15 protein-coding genes are annotated in these 15,792 nt (G+C 39.5%); 1 reads left to right on the forward strand and 14 read right to left on the reverse strand.

The features are described from left to right. Nucleotides 1–64: 64 nt before the first annotated feature. The 13 genes from HPC67_RS02230 to HPC67_RS02290 all read right to left on the reverse strand — a co-directional run bounded on the left by HPC67_RS02230 (nt 65) and on the right by HPC67_RS02290 (nt 14,763). Nucleotides 65–490, reverse strand: coding sequence for an OsmC family protein (locus HPC67_RS02230; protein ID WP_217585803.1), 426 nt, complete (start codon nt 488–490; stop codon nt 65–67). Between the two features lie 62 nt (nt 491–552). Continuing rightward, entirely contained in the window at nt 553–1,809 is a 1,257-nt protein-coding gene (locus HPC67_RS02235) for an MFS transporter (RefSeq protein ID WP_217585804.1), read from the reverse strand. Between the two features lie 158 nt (nt 1,810–1,967). Continuing rightward, nucleotides 1,968–2,333 (reverse strand): DUF4363 family protein, encoded by a 366-nt coding sequence (locus tag HPC67_RS02240; protein ID WP_217585805.1) that lies wholly within the window; start codon nt 2,331–2,333, stop codon nt 1,968–1,970. A 17-nt stretch (nt 2,334–2,350) separates the two neighbouring features. After that, nucleotides 2,351–3,079: a DUF421 domain-containing protein gene (locus HPC67_RS02245; protein WP_217586234.1), complete on the reverse strand. Its 729-nt coding sequence runs from the start codon at nt 3,077–3,079 to the stop codon at nt 2,351–2,353. Nucleotides 3,080–3,225: 146 nt separating this feature from the next. Then, nucleotides 3,226–4,392 carry an anti-sigma-I factor RsgI family protein gene (locus HPC67_RS02250; protein WP_217585806.1) on the reverse strand — a complete coding sequence of 389 codons (1,167 nt, stop codon included), beginning with the start codon at nt 4,390–4,392 and terminating at the stop codon, nt 3,226–3,228. Next, complete coding sequence (locus HPC67_RS02255; RefSeq protein WP_217585807.1) at nt 4,389–5,117, reverse strand: sigma factor; 729 nt, start codon at nt 5,115–5,117, stop codon at nt 4,389–4,391. The genes HPC67_RS02250 and HPC67_RS02255 overlap by 4 nt, the downstream gene beginning before the upstream one ends. A gap of 157 nt (nt 5,118–5,274) precedes the next feature. Beyond that, complete coding sequence (locus tag HPC67_RS02260; protein WP_217585808.1) at nt 5,275–6,711, reverse strand: DUF5667 domain-containing protein; 1,437 nt, start codon at nt 6,709–6,711, stop codon at nt 5,275–5,277. 222 nt (nt 6,712–6,933) lie between these two features. Then, complete coding sequence (locus HPC67_RS02265) at nt 6,934–7,842, reverse strand: EamA family transporter (RefSeq protein WP_217586235.1); 909 nt, start codon at nt 7,840–7,842, stop codon at nt 6,934–6,936. Between the two features lie 76 nt (nt 7,843–7,918). Further along, nucleotides 7,919–9,640 (reverse strand): thiol reductant ABC exporter subunit CydC, encoded by a 1,722-nt coding sequence (gene cydC / locus HPC67_RS02270; RefSeq protein ID WP_217585809.1) that lies wholly within the window; start codon nt 9,638–9,640, stop codon nt 7,919–7,921. Next, the gene (cydD, locus tag HPC67_RS02275; RefSeq protein WP_217585810.1) at nt 9,637–11,385 is read right to left on the reverse strand and encodes a thiol reductant ABC exporter subunit CydD; all 1,749 of its coding nucleotides are present in this window, start codon (nt 11,383–11,385) and stop codon (nt 9,637–9,639) included. Before cydD ends, cydC begins: the two co-directional genes overlap by 4 nt. After that, nucleotides 11,385–12,401 (reverse strand): cytochrome d ubiquinol oxidase subunit II, encoded by a 1,017-nt coding sequence (gene cydB, locus HPC67_RS02280; protein WP_217586236.1) that lies wholly within the window; start codon nt 12,399–12,401, stop codon nt 11,385–11,387. Before cydB ends, cydD begins: the two co-directional genes overlap by 1 nt. Next, complete coding sequence (locus HPC67_RS02285; protein WP_217585811.1) at nt 12,385–13,791, reverse strand: cytochrome ubiquinol oxidase subunit I; 1,407 nt, start codon at nt 13,789–13,791, stop codon at nt 12,385–12,387. The genes cydB and HPC67_RS02285 overlap by 17 nt, the downstream gene beginning before the upstream one ends. Nucleotides 13,792–14,319: 528 nt before the next feature. Next, nucleotides 14,320–14,763: a hypothetical protein gene (locus tag HPC67_RS02290; protein ID WP_217585812.1), complete on the reverse strand. Its 444-nt coding sequence runs from the start codon at nt 14,761–14,763 to the stop codon at nt 14,320–14,322. 134 nt (nt 14,764–14,897) lie between these two features. Here HPC67_RS02290 and HPC67_RS02295 point away from each other — a divergent pair, with 134 nt between their 5' ends. Further along, nucleotides 14,898–15,503 (forward strand): C39 family peptidase, encoded by a 606-nt coding sequence (locus HPC67_RS02295; protein WP_217585813.1) that lies wholly within the window; start codon nt 14,898–14,900, stop codon nt 15,501–15,503. 144 nt (nt 15,504–15,647) lie between these two features. Here HPC67_RS02295 and HPC67_RS15835 read toward each other — a convergent pair whose 3' ends face one another. Further along, the gene (locus HPC67_RS15835; protein ID WP_281417488.1) at nt 15,648–15,770 is read right to left on the reverse strand and encodes a hypothetical protein; all 123 of its coding nucleotides are present in this window, start codon (nt 15,768–15,770) and stop codon (nt 15,648–15,650) included. Nucleotides 15,771–15,792 lie beyond the last annotated feature (22 nt).

Consider the following 15,792-nt stretch of genomic DNA (forward strand, 5'->3'; position numbering starts at 1 on the left):
GGCATACAACGAATTCCATTCCGTTACATGCCGATAGCTGTTCGTTTATATTATCATGAGCACCCTATATAATGCGGTTACTCTTGTGGCCATTAATAGAATAGCTTGCAGTAATTTCAGCATTGAGTGAGTTAGAAACTGTACAATAATTATCTTTGGATAATTGAATTGCTCTAACAACCTTTTCTTCAGGTAAATCGCCTTCAAGGGCATATTCGATATGGATCTTTGTAAATCGTTTCGGATGCGCCTCTGCACGTTCACTCGTTACATCCATATGAAACGCATCAGGCTCGATGCGCATTTTTCTTAAGATCGATATCATATCCATCCCTGTACATCCAGCTACACCGTTTAGGAGCATTTCAGTTGGCCGTGCTCCCGTATTATGGCCTCCTACAGTCTCATTCGCATCCATACGGACTGTATGACCAGATGGGGTTTCACTTGAAAACGCCATACCGTTTTCCCATTTAACAGTTAATTCCATGACATATCACTCCTCGAAAGTCTTAGATCTATCATATCGTATTTTAAACAAAACACATAAAATCATGCTTGAGGACGTGTAGTGGTGGATGTTAGCTTTTTAAACACAAAGAAGAAATAAAGCGAACCGGTTAAGTATAGCATCGCAGTAATTGAGAACACGTTGGCGTATCCCCAATAAGCCCCATACTTTAAAACAATCCCGGTTGAAACTGGCCCCATCAATGCCCAACCAAGCTGAAAGACCATTTGGTTAATTGAATTGGCTAATCCTTTAACCGAGTCATCCACTTGAGACATCATTAGCGACATTTGAATTGGATTACCTGCATTCATGAGCGCCTGTCGAAATAGAAATCCGAGTGTCGCTAGCCATAAATTCTGTGTGAAGGCTGTTAGGAATAGAAATGGTAATGATAACAGCTGCAGAATAACGACAGCACGTACTTCACCAATCCTCCTCACAACAGACGGACCGATAAACATTGCAACAGCTGTAGCAGCTTGACCAAGGGATATGATTAAACCGACCATAGAATTAGATGCTTGAAACCGATCAGCAAAATATAAATTTAAATAAGGAATGACGAGTCCGCTTCCAAATCCAATTAGAATTTGCGCAAAAGCAAACAAAGCTATGATCTTAAAACCAGTACGGTGTGCCTTAAAAAATAACACTGGACGCACTTTTACCGATTTATCTACTTTTGGCCGTGGCCGTTCAGTCATTTTAACAATTGGCAAGAATGCTAGGAGATAGAATACACTACCAACGATTAGCGTATAACGAATACTCGCTAAATCAGAGGTCACAAGTGAAAAGAAATCTGTTAAAAAACCACCTAGCAAACTACCAATCACTTGAGATGCTGTCATAAGGGCAGCATGTAAACTAAACAGATGCACCCGTTGTTTAGCATCGGAATTTTCCGCAAGCCACGGTATTGTTGATACTTGTAGAAAGGCTGTAAACAAACCTGTGGCAAAACCAGCTGTTAATAACCAAGATTCAAGGTCTATGACACTTCTAAATATAAGCACTACACCAGACAACACTGTGCCATACAACATGACGCGTTTGCGCCCCATCCGATCGCTTATAATGCCCGCAGGTACTAAAATTATTGCCATGGCTAACGCCTGTAAAGCAATAATATCTCCATTAACATCTTGATTAAATCCAAGCTCACGAATATAAAAATTATAAATGACCATAAACATGCCGAGGCCAATTTGAGAAAAAACATTCGCTACAAGGGCTAATTTTATATTTTGATTGTACGTTTTGACGTGTTGAATCCATTCTTGAAAAAAACGCATATATGTGTCGCCGCCTCATTAATTCGTGTCCCTAAATAATAGTATCGCTAAACGTACATATTGTAAATAGATTGGTTGTAACATTTGTTTGTCTACACCAATTATATAGAGGATACACATTAGAAATTGCAGCGCCATGATTAATGATCATATTAGAACTACTTTGCTAGCCGATCCCATAAATCATAATAATAGTAAATATGCTCAAAAATGGCTTGATCATCTCTTATATAAACTTGACCCTTCATGTGGGAAATCGTTTGGCTAATTTCCTCCATGTTATCTTTTTCAACACTGAATTGAATACGGTTCACAACTTTTTTCCACGCACGTTCGATATATTGTATGTCCTTCTCTGCATGCTCCCAGCGTTCTTCCTTAACATGTGTCTCCAGCTGCTTGACAGCCTCATAAACACGGTCATCTTGTCCATATGGCTTTTTCAGCATGGATCCACTGTTCATCACAACAACAAATAAGAACAGCATGGCACTTGGCACAACATACAACATAAATTTCTTCATATTCATCACCTCTTATATTAAAAAGGACCTTCATAATCACCGATATCAGACTTATCACCTATGCTGTCATCATATTTATCCACATATAGGCGATCATTGGGTAAGATAAGCGCATATAACACATCTTGTACATCTTCAATCCCTTGTGCTTGTAATTGCTGTTTTAACCAAAACATGTCTTTTTTGCGCTGTGATAAATTTTGCTTGAATACAACACCTTCTTGTACGACTTCAGTCGCAAGTCCTGTCGGCATACTTGAAATCTGAAGGTCACTTCGAGTAACAGGAAGATGCTCCCCCTTTTTTAGTACGGACAGTCTACCGTTGACTTCAAAAATAGCATATTCTACTTCAGTAATATCAAATATATCTTTATCGCGTAAAAGCATCATAAACTCCCCTAATTTAATCCGCATTTTTCTTAAGTTATCTTCAAGAATTTTACCATTCTCAATCACAACTGTCGGTTCACCATCAAGCACTTTTCCTAAATAGCGATTTTTAATCGTAATAAATTGCAGTAAGCCTGTTAAAATTGCAAAACCGGTTAAACCGATCCAATGCGCCCATGCCTTTGATGATAAGTCAGTTGCTAAAGTGCCTGCTATTGATCCAATCGTTATCCCGTTGATGTAATCAAAAAAGGTTAACTGCCCTACCTCTTGCTTTCCCAACAACCTTGTGAAAATTAATAAGGAAAAAAAGGCGATGATCACTCTGACAATGACAACGAGCGCTTCATTCATCAAAACAACCGATACCTCCTTTGCAAAGTTAGAGCTTAGTATGTCCATAAACGAACAGTTTATCATTCATCGTTTTGACAAACTATCACATAAAAAGACAAGCCCTTATTGAGCTTGTCTCTTTATCATCGGATTAAAAAACACTATTAATCGTTATCGTTATTCTCATCATCATCATTATCATTATCATTATGATCTTCTTCATCTTTACGGTCTTTTTCCGCTTCTTCTCGTTCTTTCTTTGCTTCTTCTAATTCTTCCTGTCGTTCTTTTTCCGCCTCTTCACGTTCTTTCCTTTGTTCTTCCCTTTTTTCTTCTTGTTCTTTTCTCTTTTCCTCAGCATCTTCACGCCGTTTCTCTGCTTCTTCACGGCGTTTTTCTTCTATATCCTCTAAATCATCATCGTGGTCGTCATCTTGACCTTTATAGGGTGGATTGACTTGCCCTTTCCCTGAACTGTTTGAAGGAGGGGCTGTATTTGGACGTTCTGACTTTGAATCTTGAGGATTTTTATCATAATCTTTTTTTGGCTTTTCTGGTGGTCTGTTTGTTTGTTGTTCATCTCGTTTAGGATCGGGAACGCGTTTCTTTTCTTCTACAAGATCGGTCATCGGTTTATCGCGAACATCATCCGCATCCCAATGTGTTTGACCTGTATTTAATTCTTTTAGAAGCTCATATTTATTAATCGATAAATTTTCTGCTCTAGCTTCACCAAGTGCTTTTTTATCACTATTTTTTATCGTAATCTTTGATGAAACTTCATTTGACGCCAGAGAAGCTTCTATGGAATGCATCAATCCCACCTCATCAGGCGTTTTCCCGTTTTTCAAAGAGACGACGGTTAATGCGATTAGATTTTCCTTTTGCTTTGATAGATACTTTTTCTCAACAGCAATTTGAACAATGTCGTCCAGAACATCTTCAAGCTGACCCTTTTTGTTTTCTAGGGCTTGAACGACGGCTTTACCATCCTCGTTTAAATACTCAATATGCTTCACACGCATCTGATCGGTTGTATAAATTTCAATGCTCGGATTAATATCAACAGCAACGAGATACGACTCTTCCTGATACACGTTGGCAAGCATCACATAACCAATAAGGGCTATCATAATTGCCGACACCATAACAGCATATTTCTTATATGCCGTCCAACTTGGTTGAATTGCTTCATTATATGTGTATGTTTCCCCAATCATTGGTACATCGTACTCTGGGCGGGGAATATTTCGAAAGCGGCCATCTGTTAAAAGAACAATATGAGCTTCTGTTATTTTAACGACGATTCCTTCATTCATTCGCTTTTTCATATTCTCCCACCTTTCTCACCATGATCAATTATGTATTCTGATAATCTCGTCCATTCCGGATGTAGCTTTAAAATAATAAGCGTTACAATGTATTTGCGATGCCTTTCAAGAAACTTGCGCTTATAATCTGTTCGTTTTACAAAAGGCTTAATCGGCAGCTGACGTTTAAGCTGAAACATATCGACGAGATCCGTATGCGTCATAAAAATAGCAACGAGCTCATGAAGCCTCTCTCTGGAGTCCGTATGCTTTGGTGAATCAGCTTCAAGAGATTCAAATGCAATATTATAGTTTTCTAAAACCGCACTTAGTTCAAGAATTTCCTCAACAAGTGCCTGTTTCTCAACTGATGCTTGATATGTATCAATTGCTTGTTCCTTATCATAGACGTTTATCACTTCTTCGCCATCGGTACTCGTTATTTCCAACGGCACATTCATCCGTCTTTGTTCACGCTTAAAATAATCAATCAAATCATGCTTGATTAACATATACACGTAATTTAAAAACGATTTTCTAGCATATTGATCATACGTGTCAATCGCGCGATTAAAAGCAATTAAACCGATACTAGACTCTTCGTCGCTCCAGTTTACATACCGCTTACATATTTGTCCTACAACATTTAATATATAAGGTCGATAGTGCCGGATAAGCTTTTCTCTTGTGAATTCATCTCCATCTGCTGCCATGGAAACATAGGTACATGTATCTGTTTCCTGCATTCATGCTGCCCCCGATCAAATATATGTGTTATAATTTTACATCTTTCGACAAAGGGGGTAAAGAAAATTTTCAAATATGATACAAAAATTTCGGTTTTATCATCATAGACTTGAACTAAATGAAACTGGGAACCCACTAGTGGGGCTCCCATATGATTTAGTCATCGTTTTCGTCGTTATCATCATTTTCGTCTTGATCTTCGTCCTGATCATCTTCTCGTTCTTTTTTAGCCTTTTCTTCTGCACGCTCACGGGCTTCTTCGGCTTTCTCACGTTCTTGTTCGGCTTTTTCCTCGGCACGTTCACGTTCTTTTTCAGCTTTTTCTTCTGCACGCTCACGGGCTTCTTCAGCCTTCTCACGTTCTCGTTCAGCTTTTTCCTCGGCGCGTTCACGAGCCTTTTCAGCTTTCTCTTCTGCACGTTCACGGGCCTCTTCAGCTTTTTCACGTTCTCGTTCGGCTTTTTCTTCAGCGCGTTCACGGGCCTCTTCAGCCTTCTCGCGTTCTCGTTCAGCCTTTTCTTCAGCGCGTTCTGCAGCGTCCTCTTTTGCATCTTCCATATCTTCGCGGACATCTTCTTCTAGATCAGCAATATCTTCCTCTGCTTCTCTTTTGAGCTCAGCAATTTTTTCATCTGCCTCTTCTTGTGTAATCTCTCCAGCTGCAAGCTTCTCGTTAATTTCAGTTATATCTTCTAATAATTCTTCTTCAATTTCAGCAAATTCTTCAACAATATCAAACTCTACTTTTTTCCGTTTTATAGTGTTCATTGAATGGGCAAGCTTTTTATAGGCTTCTTCATCACCAGATTTTTGAGCTTCTTCCATCATATCTTCAATATATTTTTCTTTATTTTTTATGACTTTTTTCATAATATTTCCGATGTTGACATTGAGTTGTTTAGCCAAATCGCCATATCCTGTACCGTCTTTAAGCATAGAAGCAATTTCATCTTCTGTCTTACCTGATTCTTCAGCAAGCTTAATAACTTTTACAATTTCACCAAAGCCGAAGCCTTGTTCACGAAGAGACTTTACTTTTTCAACGTCAAGGTCTTTAACGACGTTTGCAACAAGATATGCCTCCTGTCTCTTTTCATCAAGCTGTTCACTTTGTTCTGATTCTAATTTTTCCGTAACCTCATCAGAAACCGTCGTTGAGTCTTCTAATTGACCTGTTAAATCTTCTTTCACAGTATCCTCTACATCATCAGATACAACGATCTCAGCAATTGATTCCTGAGCTTTTTCTAACTTGCCTAAATAATCGTCTATTAGTTTAGTTAAATACTTATCCTTTTCTTGCCCTACCATTTGATCAGCTTCTAATAACCGTTCATTGGCAAACTTTAAGAGAAGCTCTGATTCTTTTTGCGTATCAGATGTGAATAAAAGTTGAATGTTTTCTCCTAGCTTATCAATAAAATAAAACGGACTATCGGGAGTCATACCTGCGTCAGTTGTTGTCTCGGCATTCGCCGTGTCTTCTTCAGATGCTGGATCGTTTGCTTGTGTATCTGCGTAGACAACTTGACCTGTGAGTAACGTTCCTGTGAATACAGTTGTTGCTACGATGTTTTTTAAATTGACTTTCATGTTATGACACTCCTTTTTATGTAAATACAAATGCTTGTCTACTAGTCATACGATCATTGATTCCATTTTAAGGGGGTCGTTCAAAAAATATTTTCGTCAAACAAAAAAATCACGTGTTCGCTTGACGATATCAAGCGGCACGTGATTTTCGCATATGCATCTAACATTTTACCAACGGCATAGCATATCGCTTTTAACCTATTAGTAAATCAGATCGTCATCTTAAAGTGCATCTGTAACACCAAGAATAATAATTCCTGCCATTACAACACCGATCATAATGTAGTGCTTTGTTGACAAGACTTCTTTCAAGAAGATTCGAGATAAAATAACTGAGAATATACCATGGGCGGCAATAAGCGGTGCCGCGATAATAGCATTTCCAGCCATCGCAAACACATAGAAAAATTGTCCGACTGTCTCTAATATTGCGGCATACCCTTTGTCACGCTCCACAAATAAATTAAACCGTTGCTTTTTTATAACCCTAATGTAAACAAATGCTAATACCGCACAAATGAAGAACGTTAATTCATAAGCAATCAATGCAGAGCTCTCACTAATTAATTCTAATTCATCTAAATAAATACCGTCAGCAAATGTACCAAGACCATCAATTAAGCTGTATAAGATAGGAAATGTAATTGCTAATACACCAATTTGGTATTTCTTATCAATCTGTCCTGATTGCTTTTGAATTGCCTGGACTTCATCTTGTTTTTCGAGAACGGCAAGCCCAATAACACCTACCGTTACAATAATGACGCCCATTATATCTAGCATGCTGAGTTCTCTCGGAAAGAAAATAAATAATAGCACCGCACTAACAGCACCTGAAGAGTTTTGTACTGGTGCAGCAATCGATAATTCAATATACCTTAATCCAATATAACCGATCGTCATTGACAATATGTAAAGGGCAGACACAGGAAAATAGCGCACCATATCAAACGGATCAAAAGCAACATCCTTTACAATCATATACAAAACAGCATGAATCCCCATGACAAGTCCAACCATCACAACAATTTTGAGATGGCTAAGCTTGTCATCGGGATCAGTCCCTTTTTTATAAAAGAGATTAGCGCCGCCCCAGGCTAGCGCCGTCAAAATAGAAAATAAAAACCACATCATATAAGACCCCCATATCATTAGACCTGTGGTGCTTTTTAGCACCACACAGATCGTTATTATATCATGGGGATACCTATCCGTGAATACCAGAATCCATTTGATACAAGGTTCGATAATAATCGTTCGTTTCTAACAGCTGTTCGTGTGAGCCGTATAGCTTAATTCGACCATTTTCAACAAACATGATGTCGTCCATAAGCTCAGCGCCTGCCAAGTGATGCGTCACGAGGATAACTGTTTTATCCTTCGCTGCGCCGAGCATCGTTTCTAATAAGTTTTGCTCAGTCAATGGATCAAGACCCGTTGTTGGCTCATCAAGAAGAATAATAGGTGTATTCTGAATTAAGAGCCGTGCAAAAGCAATTCGGTGCCTTTCCCCGCCTGAAAAACGTTTACCCATTTCTTCCATTTGTGTATGAATACCATGTGGCAACGTCTGAATTAAGTCCATTAATTGTGCTTGATCAAGCACGCTAATAATTTCGTCTTCCGTCGCGTCAGCTCGGCCGATACGAATGTTATTCGCAATCGTCGTATTAAACAAATGTGGCTGTTGATTAAGAACAGACACATACTTTGATAAATAAGCTGCATTCATATCAGTCGAATCGAGCTGGATGTGACCTGAATTTGGTGTCAAAACGCCTGAAACCAATTTAAGCAAAGTTGATTTTCCTGAACCACTTTTTCCGAGCAGAGCAAGTTTATGTCCAGGTTGAATCGTTAACGTCATATCATCGATCACCTGATCCTCAGAAGCATCATAGTGATAACTAACATTTTTAAGATGAATTACAGGATGTGGTGATAGATCATGCTCCACTACGGCTTCATCTTGCTCGTTCATTGTTGGTACGTGCAGATTATTCATCCGCTTCAGCGAGTCCACATAGGCTGGCACTTCTTCTATAGCATCACTGGTAGGCATAAGCGCATCTGTTACTGAAAACATCATAAGAACAAATGCAGCAATGACAGTAGCTGACATGGCGCCTTCGTTCACTTGACCATCAACCCAAATCATCGTCAGAACAACAATACCTCCTGATACGAACCTCATAAGCGCATCTCGTAAATGGTGCCATCTGTGTACGTTGTTTTCACGTGCTAGAAGTGTATCGTTATCCGTCTCAACATCTGCAAATAATTCCTGTTTTCGACCACTAACCATCCAATCTAATTGTCCAAACAATGCATCTGTAATATGCTGATACAATGTCGCACGCTTTTGTTTTATCGCGACATGATGTCGTTTCATAATGAAATAGGAGAATAATGGAACTAGGAATACGATAATACCTAATAGGGCCAACATGAGCACCATGAAAGGAAGATCGAAAAAGCCAAACACGCTAATGATAATGCCATAAACGACCACACTTGTCACAGCTGGAAATAGTGTACGAATATAGAAATCCTGTAGCTTTTCAATATCCTCTGCGACGATTCCTAAAATATCCCCCGTTTGAAACCGACTCTTTAAGACGAGTGCTTGTGGCTCTATGATGTCATATAATTTATTTCGATAGTGCGACAGAATCCTCAAGACGACATTATGCCCAACGAGTTTTTGTAAATACGGAAAGACGGCCTGCGAGATACTGAAGGCACGAACCGCAACAATCGGTACGTATACGAGCATAATATTTTGCGGCTGTAGTGCTGACTTAGAAATTAAGTATCCCGAAACAAACAAGAGCATAGCTCCTGATGCAACGCCGAGCACGCCAAACAAAATATTAATACCGATCCGCCCTTTATAATGCATCATATACGGTGTAATCCATGTCTTCATAATTTCCGACCACCTTTCCAATGGATGAACTCATAATAGGCACCTTGCTTTTCTATAAGTGCTTGATGTGTGCCATGATCGACAATTTGTCCTGCGTCAAGCATATAAATATCATCCATTTCGTTCATCCAATGCAAACGGTGCGTTGCTAAAATAACATGCTTATGAGCAAATACGTCACGCATGACCTGCTTAATCTCATACTCTGTTTCAACATCTAAGTGCGCTGTAGGCTCATCGAGTAAAATAATCGGTTTATCTGATAGGAGTGCCCGTGCAATTGCAACACGCTGCTCCTGACCACCACTTAACATACGTCCGCCTTCACCAATGTGTTCATGAATTCCATTAGGTAAGGTTTTGACAAAATCCGCTAAACCTATTTGACCGACAATACCCTCAATCTGTTCATCCGTTGCATCTGGGGCATAAAAACGAATATTATCAGCAAGTGACACCGGAAAAATATACGGTTGCTGAGGAATATAAGCGATTTGATCGAACCATTCAGGGAAATCAAGAGCAGCGCGTTCATCATCACCAATCCGAATAGTTCCAGACGTTGGCTGAAGCCTTCCTGCTAACACACTTATTAAGCTGGACTTCCCTGATCCACTCGGTCCGATAATACCTATCCAGCCTTTCTGCATCTCGAAAGACATGTGATTCAAAAGATGATTACCATTCAACTCAACGGTCACATCATCGAATGCCAACGTTGCATTCAATCGGCTAGACGCTTCAGACAACTCAGCCAACGGAGTGTGTTGATGTAAGTCATTTTTATTTTGACCCTGATCAGCGATTAACCCATCGATTTCTGCCATAGCGACCTGGCCATCTAACGTTGCATGATAATCTTTTCCGACTTGTTTGATCGGCGCGAAATATTCTGGTGCTAAAATTAATATTGTTAAAGCAGGAAGCAAATCAACACTTCCTTCTATTAGTCTTAAACCTAAACCAACTGCGACAAAGGCAATTGATAAGCTTCCGAAGAAATCAAGCGCAAACGACGATAAAAAGGCAACCTTTAACGTACGCATCGTTGCAGTACGATAATCTGTATTCACCTGGTTTATTTTTTCAGCGTGCTTTTTACTTCGCCCTAAAAAAACGAGGGTTTCCAATCCCTTCAGTGAATCAATAAAATGATTGGATAACCGTTTATATGTCTCATATTGCTTATCCGCCATCGCTTTAGCCGCTTTCCCAAGTAAAATCATAAACATGATAAGGATTGGGACAGCAACGACAAGAATTACGGCTGATGCAACATCAAGTGTAAAAATATACACACCTATAACCGCAGGTACAATAAATGTTTTAATCATACGAATGCTAATAATTTCCGCATATGTTTTGACCTGATCAACACCATCCATTGTTAGGGTCACAAGGTGCCCGACACCTTTTTGCTGAATGAAAAAGAGATGGCTGCCAAAATAGGCACGCATTAACTCGTTACGGAGCATGCGCGCTGTTTTCGCAGCAAACCGTTCTGCTAGCATTGTTTGAACGTGTGTGATCATATAGCGCAAAATAAAGGCAAGGAAAAAAAAGCCAACATCGGACCATATTTCAGCGATGGGCGTGCCTTTAAACAAGAAGGTGACTGCCCGGGCCAGGAAAAAAGCCTGGGCAATAATGGCAGCCACCTCTATAATTGTTAGTGGGATTAAGAGTCCGTGCAGTAAGCCGGACCCAGCGTATCGAGGTAACCCTCTATTACGTGTTCGTTTCATTAGTATTCCAACTCGTCTTCTTTTTTCAATCGTTTTCTAAAGATGTAATAGCTCCACGCCTGATAACCGAGAACAAATGGTAAAAGGGCTATAGAGAAGTAACTCATCAATTTCAACGTATATGCACCTGATGCTGCATTATACACTGTTAAGCTATAAGCATCAGAAATTGAACTGATCATAACTCTCGGGAACATCCCGATAAAAATACTTGCTGTTAACAGTATAATTGATACAGTTGTCAAAGCAAAGCGTCCCCGTTCTCCAACACTTGACTTTGAGCTAAGGCCCCATAGCAAGGCGACAAATCCCATAATTGGCAGAACGACAAACGTTTGTCCGTGATACGTAAATACGTCAGACACGAAATACCCTGTGATAATGAATGCCAAGAACAATACAAGCGCAATTGGAGCGACTTTTTTGCTCAATGCTTTCGCTCTGTCATTCAAATCACCTGTGGTGCGGATCGAAATAAACTGCAATCCGTGTACAAGAAAGAGAAATAGCAGCATAACACCGCCGAGCAAAGCAAATGGATGAAGAAACTGTAAGAACCCTCCGACCATTTCTTTGTTCTCATTAATTGGCATACCCGTCATAAAGTTTGCCAACACAACGCCCCATAGAATCGGCGGCAAGAAGCTTCCGATGGTGAGCGCCCAATCCCATGTATTACGCCATTTATAACTTTCTTCTTTACTTCGGAATTCAAACGACACACCCCGTATTATCAGTGCAAGCAACATAAATACGAGAGGGATGTAAAAACCACTAAACATCGTTGCATACCAGTGAGGAAATGCCGCAAACATCGCACCACCAGCTGTAATCAACCATACTTCATTCGCATCCCAAAATGGACCTATCGTATTGATATATACGCGCTTTTCTCTATCATCTTTTCCTAGAAAGCGGGACACCATACCAACACCGAAATCAAATCCTTCTAGTACAAAGAAACCGATAAACAAAATCGTAATTAAGATGAACCAAAACTCAGCCAGTGACATGATCTGCACCTCCTGCTTCTGTCTCAAACGGATCATTCGTCTTATGAGGGGTTTCCTCTAAGAAAACCGGTTTTTTAATATGACGTGCAAACAAGTAAATCGTCAATATCGCAAGGATTGCATAGATCGTTGTAAAGGAAATGAAAGAAAATAGCATTTCACCAGCTGTAACAGATGGTGATACAGCATCTTCCGTCTTCATCATACCGAATACAACCCATGGCTGACGTCCCATTTCAGTCATAATCCAGCCCGCTGTGTTTCCAATAAACGGTAACGCAATAACCCAAGGCATAGCTTTCATATATAAATTGTTTTTAGGGAGCTTATTTTTACGTGATACATAGCCACCATATAATGCAGCAAGTAATAATAAACTACCGACACCTGTCATAATTCTAAACGCCCAGAATAACGTCTTTACTGGTGGAATATAGTTACCTGGCCCATACTCAGCTTCATATTCTGCCTGGAGCTGATTTAAGCCTTCCAGAGAACCACTAAACTTGTTATATGACAAGAAGCTTAGCAAATAAGGAATTTGTAGTTCGTATTCATTCATTTTTTCTTCTGTATTAATATTGGCGAATACTGTAAATGGTGCAGGGTCTTCACTTGTTTCCCATAACGCTTCAGCAGCAGCCATTTTCATAGGCTGTGATTCTACGAGATATTGTGCCTGCCAGTGACCTGTAAAGAGCATCATAAACGCAGTAGAAGCACCGATAATAATTGAAATACGGAAAGAACGCTTAAACATCTCAACGTCATGCTTTCTGATTAGCTTCCATGCACTAATACCAGCAACGAGAAATGCACCTGTCGCAATCGATGTCATAAGAACGTGCGGAAATTGTGACCACAAATGCGGATTTGTCAAGATGGCTACAAAGTCATTCATTTGTGCTCTTTCTCCAGCCATTTCAAACCCTACTGGATTTTGCATAAATGAGTTCGCCGACAAAATCCAAAAAGCAGAAATTGTTGTTCCGATCGACACAAGCCATATTGAGGCGAGGTGAACTTTTTTCGGAAGTCTATCCCAACCGAACACCCACACCGCAATAAATGTAGATTCTAGGAAAAACGCCAAAAGCCCTTCAATTGCAAGTGACGGACCAAACACATCACCAACAAAACGAGAATAGGTCGACCAGTTCATTCCAAATTGAAACTCTTGTAGAATACCTGTAACAATACCAACTGCAAAGTTAATAAGGAATAATACGGACCAAAACTTGGTCATCTTTCTGTAAACATCTTTTTTCTTCACGACATACATCGTCTGCATCACGGCAATTGTAAACGCTAATCCAATAGATACCGGAACGAAGAAATAGTGAAAAATCGTCGTGGATGCAAATTGTAACCTTGCAATAATCAATGGATCCATGCATGTTACCCCCTTATATATAAAATATTAAAATCAACAGAGTTCATATCGACTCAAAATGGACCACATCAAGCATACAACATAAACCACGTGCTTAGGTTAAAAACCGTTACAGACTAAAGGCGGTTTAGTGACAACTTTTTGTCGATTGTTCGTTAATTCACAATAAAACGGTTAATTAATCATTTTTTTACTTTTTTAACTAATGTTTCATTATCATCTTTGTGTAAATGCCACTAACAGCGTAAGCGTTCACAACCGCATGATGGATTCTATTATATAGCCATAGATAGAACGTTTTTCTACTGATATACCTAATTGTGGCACCTGCAAACCTAAGCATAACTGACTGGTATACTAAACTCGTATTCTATTTAATTATAACCTACTTTTCTCATAAAACAGGATAAAATGTCCAATTGCGTGCTAAAAAAGGAAAAATGTCACATTTTCCCTTCGCAAAACTATTTCTAAGCGATAGCTATCGAGTTATAAAATGATTTAGACGAAAAGTCAACACATATTTTATTACAATTTAAACCAATTTTGGATTAGAAAAAGAAACGCTGGTCTGTATATCGGTTTCCGTTTTGGAAGTTTCATTTTGAGGTGCGCATTTTGAAAAAGGAGCATACTTTCTTCCTCTTCCACTAAACACGGAAGCTTAATTTGTTGATTTAAAAGAAAGCTTCCTTTCGTCTTATCTAGGTGATCATCATGTGATTCGATCCGTCTAACTGGTATAGCTAAATGAAGTTGTTTATCATTAATACTATAGGCAATATGCTTCTCTTGAATGTCATACGGAACAAAGCACTCTATTATAACGTGGTCGTCCATTTTATAAACATCTACTTTGATGTATGGTTCACAACTCTGATTGGATAATTGATTCATATAGGTATCACGGTCAAAGCTTCGATGTGTCATACCATACATAGAGTGACTTGTATCATTTAATCTTAGCATCATCAGCACCGCCTCTTTAACATTATTTTATTAATAATGTATCCCACTCACATACTGAATAAACGTTGTCCCTTAAATATGTGACGATGCAATGCAAATATTAAAGATTAGATTGGAAAATATAAGGAGGGATTTACTTGACACAAAATGAAGAGACGCTTATTCCAAATGTGCCACTCGATTATCAATATCCTGAACTGCCAACAGGCTGTGAAGCAACAGCACTGTCAATGCTCCTTCGGTGGGCAGGCGTTGATGTCGATAAATTTGAGGTTGTGGATCAACTCAAAAAAGGCGATCGTGTCCATCTACAGAACGGCAAATGGTACGGTGCAAATCCAAATGAAGCATTCGTTGGAAATCCATATGAGGATGATGGGAGCTTTGGTGTATTTGAACAACCCATTCTTCAGGTCATCAATATATATTACCCAGGAAAGGCTATCAATCTAACAGGAAAAGAATTTCAAGACCTGCTTACCATTGTTCAAGGCGGCACTCCAATCCTGGTCTGGACGACTTTAAAACAACGTGAGACATATTACGCTCAATCCTGGGAAGATCCTCATGGTCAAACAATTGATTGGTACAACAATGAGCACGCTGTCGTCATTGTAGGTTATAGCAACGATGACGTGATCGTCCATGATCCAGACACTGGTAAATGTGAGCATTATGATCGCGATCTATTCATTCAAAATTGGGCCTCTTTAGGAAAACGCGCCGTCACACTTCAGCGATAACAAGAACGGGGTTGGGACAATACTAAAATTTAACGCAAGACGAATCATCGTTTAACATTAGCTCCGGAAATATACGTAGACTCCTGCGGTAGGAAGGCCAAAACCGCGACGACAATCGCCACGCCTTCATGATCAACGTCGCCACTAAAACATCGTGTTTGTCGGTCGATTAAATACGGTGCGTCCTGCACCAACATCGACACTAAACCGTCCTGGTTGTCGGTAGAGAAGTATATTTCCGGAGCGGTCGTATTGTTCAATTTTCATTTGATCAAACCTTTTTGTCCCA

It is taken from the genome of Lentibacillus saliphilus (assembly GCF_019093865.1).
In the GTDB taxonomy this organism is placed as follows: domain Bacteria; phylum Bacillota; class Bacilli; order Bacillales; family Amphibacillaceae; genus Lentibacillus_B; species Lentibacillus_B saliphilus.